The organism is Pelagibius marinus (assembly GCF_014925385.1).
In the GTDB taxonomy this organism is placed as follows: Bacteria; Pseudomonadota; Alphaproteobacteria; order Kiloniellales; family Kiloniellaceae; genus Pelagibius; species Pelagibius marinus.
In genome coordinates this window covers 185,668-208,065 of the sequence record NZ_JACSDK010000010.1, presented here as the reverse complement: position 1 = coordinate 208,065, position 22,398 = coordinate 185,668, and the positions used below count along the sequence as shown (strand labels likewise).

The window sequence follows — 22,398 nt, the reverse complement described above, 5'->3', positions numbered from 1 at the left end:
GAGCCGGGTGCCACGGCCGGTCTTCTGTACCACAGCTTAGTGAAACGCCTGTCTGGCGCTTCTAACCAATTGCCTTGGCGAAGATAACAGGAATCCTGGGCGATTCAGCCCCTGGCCCCATAAATTGTTGCCACTTGGATACACAAAGTACCCCACCGGCCTGTTCCTGAGGCCAGGGCTTTCTCAAATGTGGGAATTCACCGCGCCGGGCCGGTGGCCCGGCCCTCTCCCCCGCGGGCGGAAAAAAATATCGCCGGGGGTGAAACGACTCGCGGCCCGCGCTCGTAGGTATAGACAGCCGGCCCTCGACGGCTTCGCTCAGCGGCGCCGGCAAAAGGCGGTCTTTTGGATGGAGACCGTCCGACACGAAACTGAAGCAGCGGACCTATCCCCTGCCTTCAGGCGAAGTGGCCACCGCCTGCGGCAGAGCGGCGCTAAGGGCGGTGGCCGCTTCCAGCCCCCTCCTGCCCGTCGCCCCCTTCACCAATTCGCCGGCCTACACCCAGCCGCCGTCGACGATGTAGCTCTGGTTGGTGCAACCGCCGGAATCCTCCGCCGCGAAGAACAGCACCGCCCGGGCGATATCCGCCGGAACGAGTTTCCGCTTGAGGCACTGGCGTTCCATCAGCTCGGCTTCGCTGTCCGGCGTCAGCCAGAGGTCGATCTGGCGCTGGGTCATGATCCAGCCCGGCACCACGCAGTTCACACGGATATTCTTCGGTCCCAGGTCGCGCGCCAGGGATCGGGTGAGCCCGGCCACCGCCGACTTCGACGTGGTGTAACACGGCATGCCGCCTTGCCCGATGATCCAGGAGACCGAGCCCAGGTTGACGATGGCGCCGCCGCCGGCGGCCTCCATGTCCGGGTAGATGGCCTGCGCGGCGAAGAACTGATGCTTCAGGTTAACCGCGACCCGGTCGTCCCAGTATTCCGGCGTCACCTCGTCGATGGCGTGACGCTGGTCGTTGGCGGCATTGTTGACCAGCACCGTGATGGGACCGAGCGCGGCGCGCACCGTGCCGATGGCGCTGCGCAGGGCCTCAATGTCGCGCAGGTCACAGTTCACGTAGACCGGCTTGTGGTGCCCCGCCGCGGCCATCGCCTCCACCAGGTCGCCGGAAGCCGTGTCGTCGATGTCGACAAAACCGACCTTGGCGCCCTGCTGGCAGAAGTGCTCCACGATGGAAGCGCCGATCCCGCTGCCGCCTCCGGTGATGAAGACGACACGGCCTTTCAGGCTGGGATAGATGGCGGTCATAGCGGGATCCTTTCGAAAATATATCGTTCCGGCGGAAATAAGCTTGAGGCGGGGACGGCCTAGTGCAGCTCGGCAAGCTCCTCGGGCGTCTCCTCCTCCGGCAGCTTGCCGAGGATGATCATGCCGAGAACCTCGTCCTTGGTCACCTTGGAAGTATCGCGGGTGCCGACCAGGCGGCCGTTCTTCATCACCGACACGCGATCGGAAAGGTCGAAGACGTCGTGCAGATCGTGGCTGATGAGAAAGATGCCGATGCCTTCCTTCTTCAACTGCTTGATCAGCTCCGCGACCATGGCGGTCTCCTGCGGGCCCAGCGCCGCCGTCGGCTCGTCCATGATCAGGATCTTGGCGTTGAAGAGAATGGCACGGGCGATGGCCACCGACTGGCGCTGGCCGCCGGACATGTTCTTCACCGGATCCTTGATGTTCTTGAAGTTGGGATTGAGGCGGTGCAGCACGGCACGCGCCTCGTGCTCCATGGCGTCGTCGTCCAGCAGCCCCAGCGACGTGCGCAGCTCGCGCCCCAGAAAGAGGTTGGCCGGAGCGTCCAGGTTGTCGGCCAGCGCCAGCGTCTGATAAATGGTCTCAATGCCGTAGCGCCGGGCGTCGCGCGGCGTCTCGATGGCCACCTTCTCGCCGCTGATATAGATCTCGCCGCTGTCGGCCGGATAGGCGCCGGCCAGCATCTTGATCAGGGTCGACTTGCCAGCCCCGTTGTGACCCAGCAGCCCAACCACCTCGCCGGGATATAGGTCGACGGAGACGTCGTCGACCGCGTGCACGCCGCCGAAACGCTTGGAGATGTTGCGCATCTCCACCAGGGGAGCAGATGCCGGGGGTGTGGACATGTTCCTCTCCTCAGCGCCGGTTGCGGTTGTAGACGACGTCGAACCACACCGCGCAGATCAGCACCAGGCCGATGACGATGCTGCGCAGCGAGCTGGAGACGCCCAGCAGCACCATGCCGTTGTCGAGGCTCTGCATAATGACGGCGCCCAGGATGGCGCCCGGAATGGTGCCCAACCCACCGGCCAGCGAGGTGCCGCCGATCACCGCCGCGGCGATCACGTTGAGCTCCGCCAGGGTGCCCATGGAGTTGGTGCCGGCATTGAGGCGCGCCGTGGTGACCACCGCGGCGACGGCGCAGAGCATGCCCATAACCACGAAGATCATGATCGTCGTGCGCTTCACATTGATGCCCGAGAGCGCCGCCGCCTCCGGGTTGCCGCCCATGGCGAAGACGTAGCGCCCGAAGGTGGTGAAGCGGGCGACGAAGGTCATGACGATGACCACCGCCAGCAGGATCAGCACCGGCACCGGGATGCCGCGCGGGATGTCGCTGCGCGGCTTGGTGTAGGCGTTCATCACTATGACAAAGCCGATGATGAGCGCCGACCAGGCGCAGATCATGGCGATCTCGGCCCACAGCGGCTTTATCGGGAAACCGTAGCGGGCGCGCTTGGTTCTGGCCTTCAACGAGAAGAACACCACCGCGGCCACGGCGATCAATCCCAGCACCCAGCTGGGCGTCGCGCCGATGGACCCGTCGACGCCGCCGCCGAGCAGCTGGTAGACCGGGTCGAGCGGCGCCACCGTGCGGCCGTCGGTGATCTCGAAGGCGCCGCCGCGGAAGATCAGCAGGCCACCCAGGGTCACGACGAAGGCGGGCACGCCGCCGTAGGCCACCCAGGCGCCCTGCCACAGCCCGACCAAAGCGCCCAGCGCCAGCCCCGCCACGATGGTCAGCGGCCAGTTCCAGGCGGCCCCCAGGGGAAAGACCTCGACCTGCAGGAAGGCGATGGACATGCCGATAAAGCCCAACACCGAACCCACCGAGAGATCGATGTGGCGGGCGACGATGACCAGCACCATGCCGGTCGCCATGATCCCCACGGCAGATCCCTGGACCGCCAGGTTGAACAGATTGCGGGGCGTCAGGAAGAGGCCGCCGGAGAGAAAATCCAACACGACCCAGATGACGACCAGGGCCCCCAGCATGGCCAGAAGGCGCGTATCAAGGCCGGTCAGGCGAGAAAACTGCTCGACCGCCCCCAGGCGTAAAGCCGTGGGCGCTGCCGCCTCCGGCTCGACTTCTTTGGCTTCGACGTGACTCGCCATGGCCTACCTACATCTGCAACGGAACTTGGATGCGCTGGAAATCCGGGAGGGTCGGGCGCCCGAGGCTGCCCGACCCTTCCGGCCTTTTCAGGTGAAAAGCCTTGCTTGCAGGCGCAGCCTACTTGCAGGCCCCGGGCGCCATGCCGCCATCGACACCCTGGCAGACCACGTCCTGGCTCACCCAGCCGGCTTCGATCACCAGGTCAAGGTTGTCCTTGGTGATGGGAATCGGCTTCAGGAAGATGGCGTTCATCTCGACGCCCTTGGGCCCGCCGCTCCACTTCTCGGCGCCGGCGATCGCCGTCGGCCCGGTGCCCTTGGCAAGCTGCACGGCGATGTCCGCCGCGGCCTTGCCGAGCTCGCGCGCGTCCTTCCAGACGCTGACCGTCTGCAGGCCCCTGGCGACCCGGTTGAGGGCGGCATGGTCGCCGTCCTGGCCGGAGACCGGCAGGCCTTCCAGGCCCTGGGCCGTCAGCGCCGCCACCACGCCGCCGGCGGTGCCGTCGTTGGAGGCGACCACGGCGTCGATCTTGTTGTCGTTGGCGGTGAGGATCTGCTCCATGTTCTTCTGGGCGTTCTCCGGCAGCCAGCCATCGGTGTACTGCTCACCCACAACCTTGATCTTGCCGGCATCGATGGCCGACTGCAGCACCTCGAGCTGGCCCGAATGCAGGAAGTCGGCGTTGGGATCGGCCGAAGAGCCCTTGATGAAGACGTAATTGCCTTCGGGCTGACGCTTCAACACTTCGCGGGCCTGGATGCGCCCGACTTCCTTGTTGTCGAAGGTCAGGTAGAAAACGTCCGGCACCTCGATGAGGCGGTCGTAACCGACCACGGGGATGCCCTCGGCCTTGGCCTTGGCGACAGCCGGCACCACGGCGGAGGCATCCTGCGCCAGAACGATCAGCGCATTGGCCCCGCGGGCGATGAGGCCCTCGATATCGGCGATCTGTTTTTCGTTGGAGGACTGTGCGTCGGCGGAGATGTACTTCGCCCCCAGCTTCTCGAGCTCCGCCTTGATGGCGGCCTCGTCGGTCTTCCAGCGCTCTTCCTGGAAGTTCGACCAGCTGACGCCGACCACCAGATCCTGCGCCAAGGCGGGGACCGCCGCCAGCGTCACACCCGCAGCGACAATCGCCGCGGAAACTCCACGCATGAAACCTTTCATCACTTCCTCCCTGTTGGTGCCGCGGCCCGGCTTGCGCGCCACGGTTGTTCGTTCAGGCGACTCTTCATTCTTGCGGGTCATAGTTGACGTACGCACACGCCCTGTCAACAGGCTGAATTCTTAACTTCGTTAAAGGTTCCGGGAAGCCAAATGATGGGATTACATCATTCCAATTGGGGGCCCTCTTCGTCCCCCGCCGCGAATGCCCGCGCGCAGCGGCACGACGCAGGCAGGCGCCACGGCGTACGGAAATTCAACAGGTTTGGGATTACTCCTGGCCGCAGGGCCAGTTCTCCGGCGCACTGAGTCCCGCAGGCAGCTTGGTCGTGCCGTCGCCGCAGGCATCATCGAGCTGACGCTGGGTGAGACCCTTTACCCCCGAGAGATCGGCGCCTTCAAAGTGTGTCAGGTAGGTATAGGCACCGGTGAAGTCGCTGCCGGCCAGCTTGGCGCCCTTGAAGACCGCGCGGGCGATCTCGGCGCGCTTCAGGTTGGCCCCTTCCAGATTGGCGTCGGCAAGGACGGCGCGTCCCATTTCGGCCTTCGCTATGTTAGCCCCGGTGAAGTCGGCGCCGGTGAAGTCCGTGCGCCCCATCTCCGCCTTGCTCAGGTTCGCTTCGCGCAGCACGGCCCCGCTGAAATCGGCGCGATCGCCGCTGGACTCGATGAGCACCGCCTGGGACAGGTCGGCTCCGGCCAGGCGCGCGTGCTCGAAATTCGCCTCGCTCAGGTCGGCACCCATCAGCTTGGCCCCGGCCAGATCGCTGCGGCTGAAATCGGTGCGCAGGAAGGTGCCCTTGCTGAGGTCGCGCTCCCGCAGGATCAGCCGCCGCTTTTCGCACTTCGTCCAGTCGACCCCGGCAGCCGGACTGTCACCACAGCCGGCGGAAACCGGTCCCGACAGCAAGGCCAAGGAAAGCGGCACGGCCACCAGGCCGAGCGCAAAGCTGCGAGTCGCGTGTTTCATGCCGCTGCCGGGCTCCGAACTGTTGCGTATCTCGGTAGGATGGTAGCGAAGGACCGGGGCCTTGAACAGCAGCGCTCGCTCCCTCGTGATCGAAATTTGCCATACAACCCAAGGGTCTCGCCCAACACCCCTTTCGCGCAACCCGGCATCGGCCCGCCGGCGCGCATTGCACCAACGACCCGATTGACTGCCTCCGCAAGCTGGTTCAGGGTAGCGCTATCAAAAAGAGGAGTACCTGACGCGGCTCAAGGGTAAGAAACACCGCCGTCAGGGTCCAAAGGCAAAAAAGCAAAAATCTGCCGGCGGCCGTGCTCTCGCAGCCTGGCCCCGGCACTAGGGAGGAAAAGGTATGCTCACGAAATCGATTTTCGGAATGAGCCTGGCTGTCCTATTGGCCGCCGGGACAATCTCGCAGGCTGTAGCCGCTGGCCCCGAGAAAGTGGCCGGCCCCGGCGCCGATCCAGCTTGCTTCGCACCGGTATCCGGCGAGACGACCTATTTCAAGTGGCCTGCCCGTAATGGGCCCTACAAGATTGCGCTTGTTAACGGATTCATCGCCAATGACTGGCGAGTGCAGATGATCGCCGTCGCCAAGGCCTATGCCAGCCAACCCGAAGTTGCCAAGGATATCAAAGAGTTCAAGGTCATCTCGGTGGGTGAGGACATCGCCGCCCAGATCGCCGCGGCCAACAACTTCATCGACCAGGGCTTCGATGCCATCATCATCAACGCCAACAACACCGCCGCCTTCGGGTCGGTGGTCCGCAAGGCGAACGCCGCCAATGTCGTGGTGCTGTCGTTCGACAACGTGATCGACGATCCGAACCAGATCGCCATTAATGTCGACCAGAAGGGTCTGGGTCGAGCCGCTGCCGAATTCCTGCTGTCGAAGACGAACGCCAATCCGGCAAAGTTCCTGCACGTGCGAGGCCCCGCCGGCCAACCGGTCGACATCGCCCGCAACGACGGCTTTCATGAAGCGATTGGTGCGTCCGGACGTACTGTCGAAGTGACGGACGTCGTCGGCAACTGGGCGCCGGGCGACGCACAGAAAGTCACTGCCGACGCTATCGCCGCTGGTGGCGTTTTCGACGGCATCTATGTACAGGGCGGGTCGCAAGGCACGGCTACGGCCATGCTCGACGCGGGCAAATTCACCGCGCCGATCTCCGGCGAAACCGAGAATGCCTTCCGCCAGCTCTGCAACGACAAGAACCTGACCTGCCAATCCGGTGGCACCGGCCCGGCGCAGTCGTCTGTGACGATAAAGACCGCCATTGCGGCGCTCAAAGGTGAAGTCGTTCCACAGAGCATCGCCTTGCCGACTTCCATTTCCTACGCGCCGTTCAAGGAAGGTGTCGACGTGTTTCCGTCGCTGCCGGGCAGCTTCTTCGCAGGCAATAACTTTGAAGCCTGCAACATCGGCTTTACAGCCGAGGAGATCGCCTCCCAGACGGGCGAAAACAACTAAAACCGCATAGGGTTGGCGTGCAGCCGGTGACGAGATCACCGGCTGCACTTCTTTGTACGGGAATTCCGAAGTGGCTGATTCCGGTCCGACACCTCTGCTGCGCATGTCCGGCATCACCAAGCACTACGGTGGTGTTCGCGCGCTGGAGAACGTGCATTTCGAGGCAAACCGGGGAACCATTCACGCCCTTCTCGGCGAGAACGGTGCCGGGAAGTCTACTCTGATCAAGGTCCTGTCCGGTGTGGTGCAACCCGATTCCGGGACCATAGAACTCGACGGTCAAGCGGTCGAATTCGCCAATCCGACCGAAGCGAACGATGCCGGCATAGCCTGTATTTTTCAGGAGCTCTCGCTGCTCCCCGACCTCACGGTCGCCGACAATATCGGCATTACCCGCCCGCCGAAGCGCTTTGGCCTGATCGACTACCGGGCCCAGCGCCGTCTGGCAGAAGAGGCTCTCGCCCGCGTTGGCGGAGAGGGAATTCATCCCTCGACGACCGTGCGCGAACTGTCGCTGTCGCGGCGGCAGATGGTTGAGATTGCCAAGGCCCTGGCCCGCAATCCAAAAATCCTCATCCTTGACGAAGCGACCTCGGCGCTGACCGCGGCCGACGTCGAGAAAGTGTTTGTCATGCTGCACAAGCTTCGCGAGGAAGGCATGGCGATCATCTACATATCGCACCGCATGCACGAGATCGCCGAACTCGCCGACGTGTGCACGGTCTACCGCAATGGCCAAAAAGTCGAAACGTTCAAAGCCGGCACCAAGTCCGACAACGCCATCGTCGAAATGATGATCGGGCGCGAATATGAAAGCGTTTTTCCGCCCAAGACCGACAAGAAGCTCGAGGCGGCGCCCGCACTCAAGGTTCGTGGCTTTAGCTGGCAAAACGAGTTGGATGGCATCGATCTCGATATCCGGCCCGGCGAGATCGTCGGCCTGGGGGGCCTGGATGGCCAGGGCCAGCGGCAATTGCTGCTCGGCCTGTTCGGCACCCTGATCGGAGCCACGGGGTCGGTGGAGATCGACGGCAAACCGGTCAAGCTGTCGAGCCCGAAGCGGGCCAAGTCCGACGAGATAGGCATGGCGCTGATCCCCGAGGACCGTAAGAACGAAGGTCTGATGCTGCCCATGACCGTGCGCGAGAACCTGTCCTTCGCCTCCATCGAACAGATCAGCCGTGCCGGTGTTGTTAATCTCAAGGCCGAAGAGGCGGCGATCGACGAGATGATCGACCTACTCAAGATTCGATCAGACGGCATTGACGGGCCCGTTGGCGCGCTATCCGGCGGCAACCAGCAGAAGGTGGTCATCGGCAAATGGCTGATGACCAGGCCGCGGATCATTCTGCTCAACGATCCCACCCGCGGCATCGATGTCGGCACCAAGCAGGAAATCTATCAACTCTTGCAGCGGCTTGCGTCGGAGGGCGCGGCCATTCTGTTCTACTCGACCGACTATGACGAGTTGATCGGCTGCTGTGACCGCGTATTGGTCATGTATGGGGGCACTATCGTTCGAACACTTGCCGGCGACCAGCTCACCGAGACCAATCTGGTTTCGGCAGCCCTCAACCTTCCAGCCGGTACCGATGAGACTGCTTTGGCAGCACGCGCACGAGAGGTTGCGACATGAACGCCCCCACCGAAACAGCCGGAAGCGGGGCCGGCACGGGACGCCGCAGATTCGAAATGCGCCTCTCGGTCGCCCAGCGCGGTATCCTGGTCGCAATCGCGATCTTCGCGGTTATGTTCATGGCCTACGCCTGGAAGCAGCCGGGCCCGCTGACGGCCAACATCGTCAACACCGCGTCCAACAAGGGCGCGTTGCTGGCTCTGGTCGCGATGGCGCAGACACTGCCGGTATTGGTCGGAGGTCTGGATCTGTCAGTGGGCGCCATCTTTGTGCTTGCCAACTGCCTGGCCTCGACAGTCGTTGTCGGCAATCCGGTTTCGACGACGTTCGGGATCCTGGCGGTGCTATTGGTGGGACTTCTGTGCGGCACGATCAACGGAGCCATCATTGTCTACGGTCGGCTGCAACCGCTGATCGTCACCCTCGCCATGGGGGCGGTCTACTTCGGCATTTCCCTGGCCCTGCGCCCTCAGCCCGGCGGATCGGTCAATTTCGAACTCGCCGACTTCATGACGAACTCGACCCTGGCCGTACCGCATTCAGCGATTTTGCTGCTTCTTGTCGTCCTGTTCATCTGGATACCATACCGGCGTTCGGTGCTGGGCCGTGCGGCCTATGCAATCGGATCGGCCGAGCAAGCCGCCTATATGTCCGGCGTGCCGATCGAAAGGGCGAAGATCCTCGCATTCGCCCTCTCGGGCCTGCTGGCCGCAATCGGCGGGCTGTTATTGACGGCGATCACCTATTCGGGCGCGGCGAAGCTGTCGATCGCCAACGATTACACGCTTAATTCAATCGGCGCGGTGGTGATTGGCGGCACATCGCTGTTCGGCGGCGTGGGAAGCGCCATCGGGTCGATCTTCGGCGCTTTCGTCATGCGGACCGTCGGCGATCTGCTGATCGTCTTTGACATCAACCCGGTCTTACAGCCGCTGTTTGTCGGGATCGTTCTGCTGGTCGCCGTCTGCATGGGCTCCCTGCGCGTACTGCGCATCAAAAACAAACTTGATCTGTATCGATAGGACACCGGGAATGGTGGTGTTAAGAGTCATATTCAGGCAATTCGACCGGGCGACCCTGATCGCTTTTGCCTGCATCGTTGTAATCCTTCTTATCGGCGCGCTGGCCGAGCCGGCATTCCTGTCGTCGGATTACCTTCTGCAACAGCTTCATGTCGCCGCCTTTCTCGGTGTCTCGGCCACGGGCGTGATGCTGGTCATTCTGCTTGGCCATATCGACCTTTCTATTCCCTGGACAATTGCAGTCGGCGGCATGATGGCGACCGGCGCAGCCGGTATCCTCGGTCCCGAGCTGGGCGTGGTGCTCGCCATTCCCTTCGGCATTCTGTGTGGGGCCGCCATCGGCGCGATCAACGGACTGGGCGTCGCCTATCTGCGCGCCCCCGCCATGATCTTCACGCTCGGCATGAACGCCGTCGCTCAGGGACTGATGGTGTATCACACGGGCGGCTTTGCGCCGCAGGACCGAGCGACGCCGTTCATGCGCGAGCTCACGGTCGGGCATCTCGTGCCCGGCTTGCCCAACCCGCTGTTGATCTGGATCGTGCTGGGCGGCGCCACCATGTTCATGCTCAACCGGACAACGCTCGGCCGGCAGATCTATGCGATCGGCAACCAGGAAAGGGCGGTGTTCCTGAGCGGAGTGGATACCCGCCGGGTGATCATGATCTGCTTCGTGATTTCGGGCGCCTGCGCCGCCGCTACGGGCGTGCTGCTGGCCGGTTGGGCCAACCGATCCTACCAGGCCATGGGGGATCCCTATCTGCTCCCGACCATCGCCGCCATCATTCTCGGCGGAACCAATGTACTCGGTGGTCGCGGCAAATATACCGGTACCGTCGCCGGGGTTATTCTGATCACCATCCTGCAATCAATGCTTTCGGTGGTGCAGCCCCAGCGTTATTTCGCACAGCTTGGCCTCGACATACCCGCCGATACGTTCCGGCAGGTGGTCTTCGGCCTCGTCATTGTTGCCATGTTGTTGCTCTATGGCCGCCAGAAGGCTTTGCGCTGACTGGCATTTGAAACCTCGGCGGCGCTGGTCTAAGGCCGGAGTCAGAAGATGCCGGGGCAGTCATGGGCAATGTGTTGGACTGCGGGCCGCCGCCGTGGCCTTCACGAACGACTTGTTGAAGCATACCCTATAGTACTGGTTGTTCTATCAAGCTTTTTGATAACGGATAAGACGAGGTTCGCAGTTCTGCTTCCAAAGCCGGAATCTGGGCTTTCGCACAGGTAACCGGCCGAACTCAAAATTGGGGAGGATCTAATGTTACAGAGAATAATCATCGTTCTCGTTGCGCTAATCTTGGTCCCAGTTTCACAAGCCTCAGCTCAATCGGGCGCCTTGGAGAAGGCAGTCGGCGGCTATTCCTTCGAAGAGGCAGCAAAGGAAGACCCCGCCACCAAGAACTTCCACTCCAACGACGGCGTTCTGACCTTCGCCATCGTCACGCATACTGCCGGGAACGGCTTCTTCGATCCGGTCTATGTCGGCGCGACCGTCGCCGGCAACATGATCGGCGCCAAGATCCTGCTCCTGGGATCCGAATCGCCGACCGACGATCCGGCACGTGAAATCGAGATCCTGAATCAGATCATCCAGGACCCGAAACTCGACGGCCTCATCCTGACCACGCCACAGGTCGGGGCCTACGACGATATCGTCAAGACTGCGATGCGGAACGGAATTCCCGTTGCCACAACCAACTCCTACGACGGCACCATCCATAACCGCAGCGGCATCAGCCATACCGGTCAGGATGCCTCGGCCGCGGCCATCGCCGGCGAGGCCCTGGTCGACTGCCTGATGGAACGGGGCATCGAGTCCGGCTCCATCCTGCTGCCGTCGTCGACCGCCATGGGCAACATCGAGGTCAACAACCGCGTAACCTCCGCCTTCAACGCGGTCGTCACGAAGCTCCAGGCCATGGGCAAGCTTCAAGACTTCAAGGTGGATGCCGGCCCGGAGAACACCGGCATCGACGTCAATCCCAACGATCCGGTCAACGGCATCGTGGCGCTGTTCGAATCGCGGGGCGACGTGGTCGGCGCCTTCGCGGGGAACAATGTGTTCACACCGGCGCTCGCCAAGGCGGTGGATCAGATGGGCAAGACCGGCGAGATCTGCGCCTACGGCTTCGACCTCGGCCCGGCCCAGCAGGAAGCCCTGCGTTCCGGCGCCCTCACCGGTGCCCTTGGCCAACAGCCGTTCCTGCAGGGCTTCTGGCCGGTCATGCAGCTCTACCTGCAGATCGACCGCGGTATCTCGGCGGCCAATCTCGACACACGCGCGCAGCTCGTGACGCAGGAGAACGTCAGCGCCGTCGGCAGCCGCTACGAGAACTAGAACCTGTTCGTTCATTACGGCATCGCCGTGGGAGGCTGAGAAGTCTCCCACGGCGCTTCCCGGGCCGGGCTGAAACTCGAAAGGGACAAATGGTCGCGCACGACACGAGCCAGAGCCGGCGCCTGCCCACCGAAATCGTTGGCGGCTGGGATCTCGGCCTGCTCGCCCTGATGGGCCTGCTCTATCTCGGCGGCGTGCTCGTCAATTCGACCTACTTCGGCTCGATCGACGCCTTCCACGCCCTGCTGCGCGACACAGCCCGCTTCGCCGTCATGGCGGTGGGCATGACCTTCGTCATCGTCAACAAGGATCTGGACCTCTCCGTCGGTTCCACCTACGGGCTGGTGGGCGTGGTTTTCTCCGTGGCCTTCGCGCCGACCTTCTACGACCTCGGCCCCACGGCGGCGATCCTGATCTGCCTCTTCCTCGGCACCGCGATCGGCCTGATCAACGGCGTGGTGGTGACCGTCCTGCGCGTACCGGCCTTCATCGCCACTTTGACGATGCTGCTAATCGGCCGCGGCATCATCCTGGGCCTCACGGGCGGCAAATCGATTCTCTATTCAACCAAGGCAGGTGAGTTCCCGGCCTTCTTCAGCCTCGGCGAGACCAACGTCCTGGGCTTCAACAGCCAGATCCCCATCGCCCTGGTGGTGATCGCCCTGGGCGCCTACGTCCTGGCCAAGACGCGCTGGGGCTACGAGACCTTCGCCACCGGCGGCAACGAGCAGGCGGCGATCTACGCCGGCATCCCGACTCGCTGGGTCCGCATCCGCGCCTACCTCATCTCCTCGCTCTGCGCCACCATCGCCGGCCTGATGGCCGTCGCCCAGGACAAGGGCGTTACCTCCCAGGCGGGTCTCACCGCGGAGCTCATCGTCATCGCGGCGGTGATCATCGGTGGCGCCTCGATCCTCGGCGGACGCGGCCGGGTGATCGGCAGCAGCCTCGGCGCCCTCTTGACCGTTCTGATCGACAAGGTGCTGCGCGAAGGCGTGCCGATCACCCGCACGATTGAGATCAACGGCGTGGAGTTCGAGGTCAACGCCGTCTCCTCGCTGCCGGTGGGCGCCGTGCCCGTATTCCTCGGCCTGCTGCTGCTCACCGCCGTGCTGATCGAGCCCTACGTCATCCGCCGCCGCTTGCCCGCGCGCCTCTGGGCATGGCTGCGCAGCCGGCCACCGCCGCCGGCGATCGAGGCCGGCGGCGTCGCCCTGGAAGGCGCCCAGACCACAGGCTCTACCGCCAGTGACAAGGCGCTCACGGCACGCGGATTCGGCAAGTTCCTGGCACGGCGGGACTCCCTTGCCATCATCCTCGTCGTGGCCTTGTGGCTGATCGGACTCTATCTGCGCCCGGACTACTGGTGGCACCTGCCGAACACCTTCGCCATCCTCCTGAACTACACGGAACTCGCCATCCTGACCGTGGGCCTGACCTATGTCATCGCCTGCGGCGACATCGATCTCTCTGTCGGCGCGGTCCTGGCTTTGGCCGGCAGCACCGCGGCCTACTTCCTCAAGGTCCTCGGCGCCGATCCGATGACCGCCGTCGCCATGGGAATGCTCGTCGGAGCCGCGGCCGGCGCGATGAATGCCCTGGTCGCTGTCTCCTTCGGCCTGCCCGCCTTCATCGCGACGCTGGGCATGTACTACATCGCCCGGGGCCTCGCCGCCTGGCTGGTCGCCGGCCAGCAGCTGACCGGCTGGAGCGAGGACTTCAACCTGCTGGGCCGCAAGGTCGGCGACATCCTGAACTACCTCGACCTGCCGGCGCTGCCGGGCCTGCTGCGGGCGGTCACCGACGTGGTCAGCATCCAGACCCTCTGGCTTCTGCTGGTCGCCGTCATTGCCGGCGTCATCCTAGCCTACACGACCTTCGGTCAAAGCGTCTATGCCACCGGTGGCAACCGTCGCGCCGCCGACTACGCCGGCATCAACACAAAGCGTGTGCGTTTTACCGCGCTGATGCTCTCGGCGCTCTGCGCGGCCATGGCCGGCATCATCAATGTCGCCTTCTTCCGCAGCTTCAACCCAGTGGCCGGCCAGTTCCGCGAACTGGATGCCATCGCCTCGGTGATCATCGGCGGCGGCTCCATATTCGGCGGCTACGGGACGATCATCGGATCACTGGCCGGCGCGGCCGTGATCACGCTGATCCGGGCACTGCTGCAACTGAACATCATAACCGCCAGCGGCGAGTCGATCGTCCTGCCCCAGCACTGGGTCAATGTCTTCATCGGCGCTATCCTTATCGTGGCGGTCATCAGCGACATCTGGATCCGCCAGGCCAACATCCTGGGCCGGCTGCGCAAAGCCCTATTACGACGAAAACCGACACCGCGAGTGACCACCCGTGCCTGAACACACTGCAGAATCGCCCCCGATTGTTGAGATGCGCCGGATCAACAAGACCTTCGGTGCGGTCCAGGCGCTGATTGACGTGGATTTCAAGCTTCAGCCTGGAGAGATCCTCGGTCTGGTTGGCGACAACTCGGCGGGCAAGTCCACGCTGATGAAGATCCTCACCGGCGCCTACCAGCGCGATTCGGGCGACGTCCTAGTCGCCGGCAAAGGCACCGACTTTCGCAGCCCCCACGAGAGCCGCGAGGTCGGCATCGAGATGATCTATCAGGATTTCGCGCTCTGCGGAAACATGGACGTCGGCCAGAACATCTTTCTCGGACGCTGGCCGCGGCGGGGCCTCTTTGTCGACCGCAAGAAGATGTACAGCGACGCCGGCGAGGTCCTGCAGCGCCTCAAGGTGGACGTCAACTCGGTCTACCAGAAGGTCGAGAGTCTGTCCGGCGGCCGCCAGCAGTCGGTGGCGATCGCGCGCGCCATTTCCTTCGAACCAAAAGTAATCATCCTGGATGAGCCGACCGCCAACCTTTCGGTCATGGCGACCGAGCGGCTGCTCGAGACCATGCTGGAACTGAAGAAGCACAACGTCGCCCAGGTCATCATCAGTCACCGGCTGCAGGACATCTTTGCCGTCGGCGACCGGGTGATGGTTCTCAAGAGAGGCCGGCACGTGGGTGAGCGCGATGTCAGCCAGTCCACGCAGGAAGAGGTTCTGCGCCTGATCGTCCAGGGCGACGCCGAGGAAAAGACTCAGGCAAAATGAGTCGAGTTGCGGGTCCGCGGACAGGAAAAAGGTAGGAAGTAGGAACCCTCTCCCGCCACCTTTCCTCTTGTCACCCTCGGGCTTGTCCCGAGGATCCAGGGGTGACCGTTCGCGCGCCTGCCCTGGATGCTCGAAACATGTCCGAGCATGATAAAGTGGCTACGGCCACTGCACGCCGCGGCGATTCAGGTAGATGGCGTAGAGCGAGGTGGTGGCGGTGATGAAGAGGCGGTTCTTCTTGGGTCCGCCAAAGGTCACGTTGGAGACCACCTCCGGCACCTTGATCTTGCCCAGCAGCTCACCCTTCGGGGAGAAGCAGTGCACGCCGTCGCCGGCGCTGGACCAGATGTTGCCGTCCTCGTCCAGCCGGAAGCCGTCGAAGAGGCCGTTGTCGCAGACCGCGAAGACCTTGCCGCCGGTCAGCTTGCCGTCCTTGCCGACCTTGAAGGACCGGATGTGGCGCGGCCCCTCCGGATCGTGGGAGGCGCCGGTGTCGGCAATGTAGAGGGTCTTCTCATTGGGGGAGAAAGCCAGGCCGTTGGGCTTGTCGAAGTCGTCGGCGACGATCTCCACCTTCCCGGACTTGAGGTCGATGCGATAGACGTGGCAGGCGCCGATCTCGCTCTCGCCCTTGTGGCCCTCGTAGTCGGAGAGGATGCCGTAGGGCGGATCGGTGAACCAGATCGAGCCGTCGGACTTCACCACCACGTCGTTGGGCGAGTTGAGGCGCTTGCCCCGATACTTGTCCGCCAGCACGGTGATGGAGCCGTCCCACTCGGTGCGGGTGACGCGCCGGGCGCCGTGCTCGCAGGAGACCAGCCGCCCTTCCCGGTCGCGGGTATGGCCGTTTGCGTAGTTGGAGGGCCGGCGGAACTCGTTCACGCCGCCGCCGGGCGTCCATTTCAGCATCCGGTCGTTGGGAATGTCGCTCCACAGCAGGAAGTCCCCGTCGCAGAAGTAGACCGGCCCCTCGGCCCAGAGCGTGCCCGTGTAGAGCTTCTCGAGCTGGCAGTTGCCGTTGATGTAGTCGTTGAAGCGCGCGTCGCGCGGGTCGTATTCCGGGAACATCTGCTGCTCCTCCCCCAATTTTGCCGGGCATTCTGCGCCGCGTTGTTGCTCGGAAGTGTAGTCAAGGTAGCGCTAGCTGCCAATCCGCATAAGGACTTAGCGGGTTATGCACCGTCGGCGGGCCGGCCTGACTCTTGGGCGTCGACTTCTCGAGAAATTCTACCCAAACTAGATGCCGGGGAGATCGGCCGGCGCAAGCTAGGCAAACCCCGCCGATTGTTCGGGTTTCGGACAACCACAACGGCGAGGTGCGGTTATGCGGAAAATTCTTTGCTTCTTTGTCTTGGTCCTAGCTGTCGGCGGCCTCGCCCGGCCAGCTGCCGCCGGGCCGGTGGGTGCCGCCCTGGGCGAGATGGGCGCCAGCCCGCAGGTGCAGAACGCCGGCGATGCGCTGCAGAGCGAGCTGACGACCTGGGCGACCAAAGGCGGCGCGACACGCGGCGCCAGCGGCGCGCTCGGGGAGTTGGCGCTCAATTCCGGCAACCTGATCTGCAGCGCCTGGATCATCGGCTTCCGCACCAAGATCCGCGACATGATCATCCAGAACACCGGCATGAGCGGAGACGAGCAGATCCGGCACCAGCAGCTCATTCAACAGGCGCAGCGCTTCGCCGCGCAGCTGGAGCTCGAATGCACTCGCGTCGGCCTGCTCGGCAACACGCCGGGCGGCGGCGCTTCCGGCGGCGGGACCCCCGCGGGCGGCGACGAGATGCTGCCGGAGCCCGAGAACGCCGGGAGTACGCTCAACCGGCGTCCCGGCGAGACGGTAGCCGATGCGATCTGCCGCCACCGCTGCCAGCCCTATCTGAACCGGCTGCAGGACGAGCAGCGCTGGCTCGCCGAAATCGAGCAAAGCAAACAGAGGGCTGAGCGGCGGGTCCAGGAAAAGCGCGCGCGCGCCGAGGAGTGGCGGCGGAAGGCCCGCGACTGGCAGGCGGAACTGGACGGCCTGGAAAAGATCACCTCGGTTGCCTACAACGGCAACTGGCCCCAGAGCCGCAAGGACGAGTGGGTGAATGCACAGACCCGGAGCCGCTCCCTAGAGCGCGCGGTAAGCGACGCGACCGACCGTTTCGGGCGGGCCGCCGCCGAAGAGACTACCGCCCGGGCGCATCTTCAGAGTGTCAACTCTGTGCTGGCCCACCAGCGCCAGCGGGTCCAGCAAGCGCAGGAGGCCTACAACGCCTGCCTGCGGCGCTGCCTGCAGCAGGCGGCGGATGCGAAGGACCCCACCACCATCACCTGCCCGGAGCCTCCGGCGCACAAGTCGGTGTCGGTCGGGCCCAACGACAAGGTCGGCTCAAGTGCGCAGCTGGGCCAGGACATCAAGAAATCGCTGGGCGGCGGCGGCGGCCTGGGCGGCCTGCTCGGCGGCGGCGGCGGCAGCACCTTCGGCAGCAAGAAGCCGAAGACGGTGCCGAACCGGGCCGGCGGCGGCAAGCAGCCGAAGACCCAGGACGATCCCATCGACGACGGCGACAAGGTCGCCCAGGAGATCGGCGACACCGAACTGGAGACCGGCGCGATGCTGGTGAGCGACGGCCTGCTGGTCAGCACCAGGATCGAAGACTCCCCAGGTGACGGCACCTTCCAGGCGGTCTTCCTGGAAGACGGCCAGGGCCGGCGCATGACGCCCGACCGCTACGAGATCTACGACCTCTGGCGCGAGTGGACCCTCACCGTCTGGTGGACCTACGATCGCTGGGTCGACGGCCAGCACGTCGAGCACAAGGAAGGCGGCTGGTCGGAAAGCGGCCGCGAGACCGCGCAGATTGCCGCGCTGCAGCCCGGCAGCGCGCAGGAAGAAGGCGTGTGGAACCGTCTCGGCTTCTCCTCCGCCGCCAAGGGCGTCCAGGGCCTCGGCGCCCACTTCGCGCTCAAGCCGGAAGACCTGTCGGAGCCGGTCGACCTGGTGATCCACACCACCCTGCCGGAGGAGGACCCGGTGACCACCCAGCCGATCGTCTACCGCCTTTCCCGGGGTGAGGGCTCGGAGGTGAAGCTGGAGCCGGTGACCGAAACACTGGCCGTGGCGAACGACTGCTATTAAAAGCAGGAGGATGTCGATCCTCGTCCCAGATGTCTTCAACGATCCGATGGAATACCTCCAGGCGGAGGCTGTCCTGCGGCGTCTCTTCGACCGCATCAAATGTGAGGAATATCAGGGACCAATGTGGACCCGGTGGCACACTTATACTTTTAATAGCGGCACACGTCTCTATGGCGATGGTTCGCCGGTCTACACGCAGTTCTGCGAAGAGCGGCGAAAAGGGATCGTCATCTGGTTGAAGGATGCCGACAAGATGACGGGATATGGTATTCAGCCGGAAACCTATTTCGAGTCCTGTCTGAAAGTCGCCGATCCCGATTTTGCCAGGATCGATGAGCTCGAAGTGAATTGCGTCCTCTCCGATGAGAACTTGGAACAAGTAGAGAATCTGATCCGCCTCTACATGGTCGATGACGTGACGTCGGAAGCTCTGGAAGCGGTCATCGAGGAACGTGGTCTCGGTTTCCGGAACCCGCCGGACTGATACAATCTCCGCTGTCGTCCCGGCACTTGTTGCCGGGACCCATTGCCCTCTCCGCGCAGGGATGGCGGGATATCACCGCTCGCTGATGCCAATGGATCCCGGGGTCAAGCCCCGGGATGACAATGGAGACAAGGGGGGCTAGCTGAGATAACTCAATGCAACGGGCTGAGGTTCTCCAGGAACATCTCGGCGCAGGCGGTCCAGGAGTACTTGAGCGCGTGTTCGCGGCAGCGCTCGGGGGCCAGCCTGACGGCCTCGCCCACCGCCAGGCCCAGGTCCTCGTTCAGCGCCCCGACCCCGACCCCGTCGACGATGTCCAGCGGGCCCGGCACCGGAAAGGCGGCGACCGGCAGACCGCTGGCCATGGCCTCCAGCATCACCAGGCCGAAGGTGTCGGTCCGGCTGGGGAAGACGAAGACGTCGCCCGAAGCGTAATGCGCGGCCAGTTCCTCGCCCTGCTTGGCGCCGGTGAAGGTGACATCGGGGAACTCCGCCTGCAGCTCGGCGCGCTGCGGTCCGTCACCGACCACCACCTTGGAGCCCGGCAGCGGCAGCTCCAGGAAAGCCTTGATGTTTTTCTCCACCGCGACGCGGCCGACATAGAGGTGGATCGGCCGTGGCAGGTCGAGGTCCGCCAGCGCCTTGGGCGCGTCGGGGCGAAACAGCGCCGTATCGACGCCGCGGGTCCAGTCGACCAGGTTCTCGAAGCCCTGGGCCTCCAGCTCGCGCTTCATGGATTGGGTCGCCACCATGATTGCCTTGGCGGGCCGGTGGAACCAGCGCATGAAGGCGTAGCCCCAGGAGACCGGCACGGGCAGGCGCGCGCTGAGATATTCGGGGAAGCGGGTGTGGTAGGAGGTCGTGAAGGGCAGCCCGCGCTTCACACAGTAGTTCCGCACCGCCAGGCCGATGGGTCCCTCGGTGGCGATATGGATGGCGTCGGCGCCAATGGCCTCGATGCGCCGGGCCAGGCCGAGGCCGGGCAGGATCGCCAGCGGGATTTCCGGGTAGGAGGGACAGGGGAAGGTGCGGAACTGCTCGGGGCAGATGACCTCGAAGACGTGGCCCTGGGCCTCCAGCTCCTCGCGCACGCGATTCAGGGTCCGCACCACGCCGTTGATCTGCGGGTACCAGGCGTCGCTCGCCAGCAGGATCTTCATGGGTTTCAAGCGGCCACCGTCACCGGTTCCAGCATCGGGAAGGCGCGCAGCTCCGCCCAGGGCAGGATCTCCAGCCGGCCGTCCATATGCTCGACCAGGGCGGTGCAGCTCTCCACCCAGTCGCCGTCGTTGATGTAGAGGATACCGTCGATCAGGCGCATCTCGGCCAGGTGGATGTGGCCGCAGACCACGCCGTCGACGCCCTGGCGCCGCGCTTCGTCGACCACCGCTTCCTCGAAGTTGCTGATGAACTGCACCGCGTTCTTCACCCGGTGCTTCAGGTAGGCCGAGAGCGACCAGTAGCCGAAGCCCAGCTTGCGCCGCAGGTAGTTGAACCAGGTGTTGACGTGCAGCATGGTGACGTAGGCCCAGTCGCCCAGCAGCGCCAGCCAGCGCGCGTACTTCACCACGCCGTCGAACTCGTCGCCGTGGATCACCAGCAGGCGCTTGCCGTCGGCGGTCTCGTGGATCGCCTCCTTCCTCACCTCGACGCCACCGAAATGGCTGCCGAGGTAATCACGCAGGAACTCGTCGTGATTACCGGGCACGTAGACGAGGCGCATCCCTTTACGCACCTTGCGCAGCAGCTTCTGCACCACGTCGTTGTGCGCCTGCGGCCAGTACCAGGTGCGCTTCAGACGCCAGCCGTCGACGATGTCGCCGACCAGGTACAGGGTCTCGCAGTCGGTGTGCTTGATGAAATCCAGCAGGTAGTCCGCCTTGCAGCCCCGCGTCCCCAGATGGACGTCGGAGATGAAGATCGTGCGGTAGCGCGAAGGGCGCGAATGAGGTGCCAGGCCGTCCATGTTTCGACTCCGCAGGTGTCGAGTAGATCGCAAAACTCAGCGAACTTTCTGCGGCTTATAGCAACATGTTGTTGCAGTACAAGGGCGGGACAGCCAAGTAGACGCAAATATAATGGCAGCTTCACGACACCGTCATTGAAGTGCCACATTGACTTTGTCTTTGGTTAATTTTCGACATCGAGTCACTGCCGATGGCGTCTCCTGAAACACGGCGAGCACGACTCGGCAAACCAAAATCACCGTCATGCCGCCGTCATGAAACCGTAGGCTTTTGAGGCCTGTACGCCGCCTCCGTCGCTGGCTACAAGAAGGAAGCAAGAGTTTCGACGCAGATAATCCGGGCCACGACGTGACCGATACCTCATCGCCCCAGCCCCGCTATGCGGTCTACTACGCACCGCCGCGCAGCGCCGCCCTGTGGCAATTGGCGCAGAGTTGGCTGGGGCGCGACTGTGAGAGCGGCGAGATCCTGGAGCGGCCGGCGCTGGACGGTGTGAGCGCGGAGGACGCTGAAGCGGCCACCGGCAGCCCGCGCCACTACGGCTTCCACGGCACCCTGAAGGCCCCCTTTCGCCTCGCCCCGGGCGTTTCGCTCCGGCGCCTGCACGACAGCCTCGGCGCCTTTGCCGCCGCCCGGCAGCCGTTCCAGGCGCCGCCGCTGAAGGTCTCGGCCATCGGGCCCTTTCTGGCCCTGACCTTCTCGACACCATCGCCGGAGATGGAAAGCCTGGCCGCCGCGGCGGTGCAGGAACTCGACCCCCTGCGCGCGCCGCTGAGCGACGCGGAGCTGCAGCGCCGCCTCGCCGGCGGCCTGTCGCCCCGCCAGGAGGAACTGCTGCGAGCCTGGGGCTACCCCTACGTGCTGGAGGAGTTCCGCTTTCATATGACCCTGACCGGCCCGATTGCCGAGGAAAGCCGTCGCGAGGTGCTGCGGAGCAAGCTCACCGCCCTCTTCCGCCCGGTGCTCGCAGAGCCCGTTCCGGTCGGGGAAATCTCTCTCTATAGTCAGAACTCGGCCGAGAAGCCCTTCACCCTGGTGGACCGATTCCGCTTCGGCGCCGGACCAACCGCCTCGGTGGAGGGAAGCGCCGACAGCGTGGAAGGACCCGTGATTTCATGACCCAGTCTCCCGAACCCCAAATCCACGGCGGCGACGCGGCGGTCACCGACCCCATCGGGCATCTTCTTTGGCTGCTGGAGGAACTGGGGGGCGACCGCTACGGCGGCGAAGAGGTGACGCAGCTGGCTCACGCGCTGCAGTGCGCCACCTTCGCCCAGCGCGAGGGCGCCTCCGACAGCCTGGTCGCCGCCGCGCTGCTGCACGACATCGGGCACCTGGTGAACCCCAAGGACGAAGACGCCACCCTGCGCGGCATAGACGCCGCCCACGAGAAGGTCGGGGCCAACTACCTGGCGCGCTGGTTCGGCCCGGCGGTCACCGCGCCGGTCGCCCAGCACGTGGCGGCCAAGCGCTATCTCTGCCAGGCCGAAGACGGCTACTTCGATCGCCTGTCGGAAGAATCCGTGCGCAGCCTCGCGGTCCAGGGCGGTCCCTTCGACGCCGCGCAGGCCGCCGACTTCCTGGCCCGCCCCTACGCCCAGGACGCCGTGGCGCTGCGGCGCTGGGACGAGTTGGCCAAGGACCCGGAGATGGCGACGCCCACGCTGGAGGCCTTCCGACCGGTGCTGGAGCGGGCCGAGCGCCGGGAGGCCTGAG

The 22,398-nt window shown here is 64.3% G+C and carries 19 protein-coding genes; 11 read left to right on the top strand and 8 right to left on the bottom strand.

The window, feature by feature from the left end; all coding sequences use genetic code 11:
• Positions 1-496: 496 nt before the first annotated feature.
• The 5 genes from H7X47_RS13155 to H7X47_RS13135 form a co-directional block, all read right to left on the bottom strand.
• A complete protein-coding gene (locus tag H7X47_RS13155) occupies positions 497-1,258 on the bottom strand; it encodes an SDR family NAD(P)-dependent oxidoreductase (protein WP_193369145.1) in 762 nt (253 codons plus the stop codon).
• 59 nt (positions 1,259-1,317) lie between these two features.
• Positions 1,318-2,106 (bottom strand): ATP-binding cassette domain-containing protein, encoded by a 789-nt coding sequence (locus H7X47_RS13150; RefSeq protein WP_193369144.1) that lies wholly within the window; start codon positions 2,104-2,106, stop codon positions 1,318-1,320.
• 10 nt (positions 2,107-2,116) lie between these two features.
• Positions 2,117-3,376 carry a sugar ABC transporter permease gene (locus tag H7X47_RS13145; protein ID WP_193369143.1) on the bottom strand — a complete coding sequence of 420 codons (1,260 nt, stop codon included), beginning with the start codon at positions 3,374-3,376 and terminating at the stop codon, positions 2,117-2,119.
• A gap of 118 nt (positions 3,377-3,494) precedes the next feature.
• Positions 3,495-4,532, bottom strand: coding sequence for a D-xylose ABC transporter substrate-binding protein (gene xylF, locus H7X47_RS13140; RefSeq protein ID WP_322096486.1), 1,038 nt, complete (start codon positions 4,530-4,532; stop codon positions 3,495-3,497).
• 280 nt (positions 4,533-4,812) lie between these two features.
• Positions 4,813-5,511 (bottom strand): pentapeptide repeat-containing protein, encoded by a 699-nt coding sequence (locus tag H7X47_RS13135; RefSeq protein ID WP_193369141.1) that lies wholly within the window; start codon positions 5,509-5,511, stop codon positions 4,813-4,815.
• A gap of 349 nt (positions 5,512-5,860) precedes the next feature.
• Here H7X47_RS13135 and H7X47_RS13130 point away from each other — a divergent pair, with 349 nt between their 5' ends.
• The 7 genes from H7X47_RS13130 to H7X47_RS13100 all read left to right on the top strand — a co-directional run bounded on the left by H7X47_RS13130 (position 5,861) and on the right by H7X47_RS13100 (position 15,113).
• Positions 5,861-6,982 (top strand): substrate-binding domain-containing protein, encoded by a 1,122-nt coding sequence (locus H7X47_RS13130; protein ID WP_227010449.1) that lies wholly within the window; start codon positions 5,861-5,863, stop codon positions 6,980-6,982.
• 70 nt (positions 6,983-7,052) lie between these two features.
• Positions 7,053-8,618 (top strand): sugar ABC transporter ATP-binding protein, encoded by a 1,566-nt coding sequence (locus H7X47_RS13125; RefSeq protein ID WP_322096485.1) that lies wholly within the window; start codon positions 7,053-7,055, stop codon positions 8,616-8,618.
• Positions 8,615-9,640 (top strand): ABC transporter permease, encoded by a 1,026-nt coding sequence (locus H7X47_RS13120; RefSeq protein ID WP_322096484.1) that lies wholly within the window; start codon positions 8,615-8,617, stop codon positions 9,638-9,640. The genes H7X47_RS13125 and H7X47_RS13120 overlap by 4 nt, the downstream gene beginning before the upstream one ends.
• 10 nt (positions 9,641-9,650) lie before the next feature.
• Entirely contained in the window at positions 9,651-10,652 is a 1,002-nt protein-coding gene (locus H7X47_RS13115; protein WP_193369140.1) for an ABC transporter permease, read from the top strand.
• A 333-nt stretch (positions 10,653-10,985) separates the two neighbouring features.
• Complete coding sequence (locus tag H7X47_RS13110) at positions 10,986-11,987, top strand: substrate-binding domain-containing protein (protein WP_227010448.1); 1,002 nt, start codon at positions 10,986-10,988, stop codon at positions 11,985-11,987.
• Between the two features lie 89 nt (positions 11,988-12,076).
• On the top strand, positions 12,077-14,350 hold the full coding sequence (locus H7X47_RS13105; protein ID WP_193369138.1) for an ABC transporter permease: 2,274 nt from the start codon (positions 12,077-12,079) through the stop codon (positions 14,348-14,350).
• Between the two features lie 31 nt (positions 14,351-14,381).
• Positions 14,382-15,113, top strand: a complete 732-nt coding sequence (locus H7X47_RS13100) for an ATP-binding cassette domain-containing protein (RefSeq protein WP_193369137.1) — start codon at positions 14,382-14,384, stop codon at positions 15,111-15,113.
• 159 nt (positions 15,114-15,272) lie between these two features.
• Here H7X47_RS13100 and H7X47_RS13095 read toward each other — a convergent pair whose 3' ends face one another.
• Complete coding sequence (locus tag H7X47_RS13095; protein ID WP_193369136.1) at positions 15,273-16,181, bottom strand: SMP-30/gluconolactonase/LRE family protein; 909 nt, start codon at positions 16,179-16,181, stop codon at positions 15,273-15,275.
• A gap of 256 nt (positions 16,182-16,437) precedes the next feature.
• Between H7X47_RS13095 and H7X47_RS13090 the strand changes: the two genes are divergently transcribed.
• A complete protein-coding gene (locus H7X47_RS13090; protein ID WP_193369135.1) occupies positions 16,438-18,231 on the top strand; it encodes a hypothetical protein in 1,794 nt (597 codons plus the stop codon).
• 10 nt (positions 18,232-18,241) lie between these two features.
• Entirely contained in the window at positions 18,242-18,715 is a 474-nt protein-coding gene (locus H7X47_RS13085; protein WP_193369134.1) for a hypothetical protein, read from the top strand.
• A gap of 152 nt (positions 18,716-18,867) precedes the next feature.
• Here the strand turns inward: H7X47_RS13085 and H7X47_RS13080 are convergent, their stop codons facing one another.
• Both H7X47_RS13080 and H7X47_RS13075 read right to left on the bottom strand, forming a co-directional pair.
• Entirely contained in the window at positions 18,868-19,875 is a 1,008-nt protein-coding gene (locus H7X47_RS13080) for a glycosyltransferase family 4 protein (RefSeq protein ID WP_193369357.1), read from the bottom strand.
• A 5-nt stretch (positions 19,876-19,880) separates the two neighbouring features.
• Positions 19,881-20,681, bottom strand: coding sequence for a UDP-2,3-diacylglucosamine diphosphatase (locus H7X47_RS13075; RefSeq protein WP_193369133.1), 801 nt, complete (start codon positions 20,679-20,681; stop codon positions 19,881-19,883).
• 349 nt (positions 20,682-21,030) lie between these two features.
• On the opposite strand from H7X47_RS13075, the gene H7X47_RS13070 reads away from it, so the two are divergent.
• Positions 21,031-21,801, top strand: coding sequence for a DUF1045 domain-containing protein (locus H7X47_RS13070; protein WP_193369132.1), 771 nt, complete (start codon positions 21,031-21,033; stop codon positions 21,799-21,801).
• Positions 21,798-22,397 (top strand): phosphonate degradation HD-domain oxygenase, encoded by a 600-nt coding sequence (locus tag H7X47_RS13065; protein WP_193369131.1) that lies wholly within the window; start codon positions 21,798-21,800, stop codon positions 22,395-22,397. The genes H7X47_RS13070 and H7X47_RS13065 overlap by 4 nt, the downstream gene beginning before the upstream one ends.
• Position 22,398 lies beyond the last annotated feature (1 nt).

What these genes read in the sequence shown, in the direction of transcription:
- H7X47_RS13155 (WP_193369145.1), bottom strand. Translation starts at nt 1,258, where the DNA reads ATGACCGCCATCTATCCCAGCCTGAAAGGCCGTGTCGTCTTCATCACC.
- H7X47_RS13150 (WP_193369144.1), bottom strand. Translation starts at nt 2,106, where the DNA reads ATGTCCACACCCCCGGCATCTGCTCCCCTGGTGGAGATGCGCAACATC.
- H7X47_RS13145 (WP_193369143.1), bottom strand. Translation starts at nt 3,376, where the DNA reads ATGGCGAGTCACGTCGAAGCCAAAGAAGTCGAGCCGGAGGCGGCAGCG.
- xylF (WP_322096486.1), bottom strand. Translation starts at nt 4,532, where the DNA reads ATGCGTGGAGTTTCCGCGGCGATTGTCGCTGCGGGTGTGACGCTGGCG.
- H7X47_RS13135 (WP_193369141.1), bottom strand. Translation starts at nt 5,511, where the DNA reads ATGAAACACGCGACTCGCAGCTTTGCGCTCGGCCTGGTGGCCGTGCCG.
- H7X47_RS13130 (WP_227010449.1), top strand. Translation starts at nt 5,861, where the DNA reads ATGCTCACGAAATCGATTTTCGGAATGAGCCTGGCTGTCCTATTGGCC.
- H7X47_RS13120 (WP_322096484.1), top strand. Translation starts at nt 8,615, where the DNA reads ATGAACGCCCCCACCGAAACAGCCGGAAGCGGGGCCGGCACGGGACGC.
- H7X47_RS13115 (WP_193369140.1), top strand. Translation starts at nt 9,651, where the DNA reads ATGGTGGTGTTAAGAGTCATATTCAGGCAATTCGACCGGGCGACCCTG.
- H7X47_RS13105 (WP_193369138.1), top strand. Translation starts at nt 12,077, where the DNA reads ATGGTCGCGCACGACACGAGCCAGAGCCGGCGCCTGCCCACCGAAATC.
- H7X47_RS13100 (WP_193369137.1), top strand. Translation starts at nt 14,382, where the DNA reads ATGCGCCGGATCAACAAGACCTTCGGTGCGGTCCAGGCGCTGATTGAC.
- H7X47_RS13095 (WP_193369136.1), bottom strand. Translation starts at nt 16,181, where the DNA reads ATGTTCCCGGAATACGACCCGCGCGACGCGCGCTTCAACGACTACATC.
- H7X47_RS13090 (WP_193369135.1), top strand. Translation starts at nt 16,438, where the DNA reads ATGCGGAAAATTCTTTGCTTCTTTGTCTTGGTCCTAGCTGTCGGCGGC.
- H7X47_RS13085 (WP_193369134.1), top strand. Translation starts at nt 18,242, where the DNA reads ATGTCGATCCTCGTCCCAGATGTCTTCAACGATCCGATGGAATACCTC.
- H7X47_RS13080 (WP_193369357.1), bottom strand. Translation starts at nt 19,875, where the DNA reads ATGAAGATCCTGCTGGCGAGCGACGCCTGGTACCCGCAGATCAACGGC.
- H7X47_RS13075 (WP_193369133.1), bottom strand. Translation starts at nt 20,681, where the DNA reads ATGGACGGCCTGGCACCTCATTCGCGCCCTTCGCGCTACCGCACGATC.
- H7X47_RS13065 (WP_193369131.1), top strand. Translation starts at nt 21,798, where the DNA reads ATGACCCAGTCTCCCGAACCCCAAATCCACGGCGGCGACGCGGCGGTC.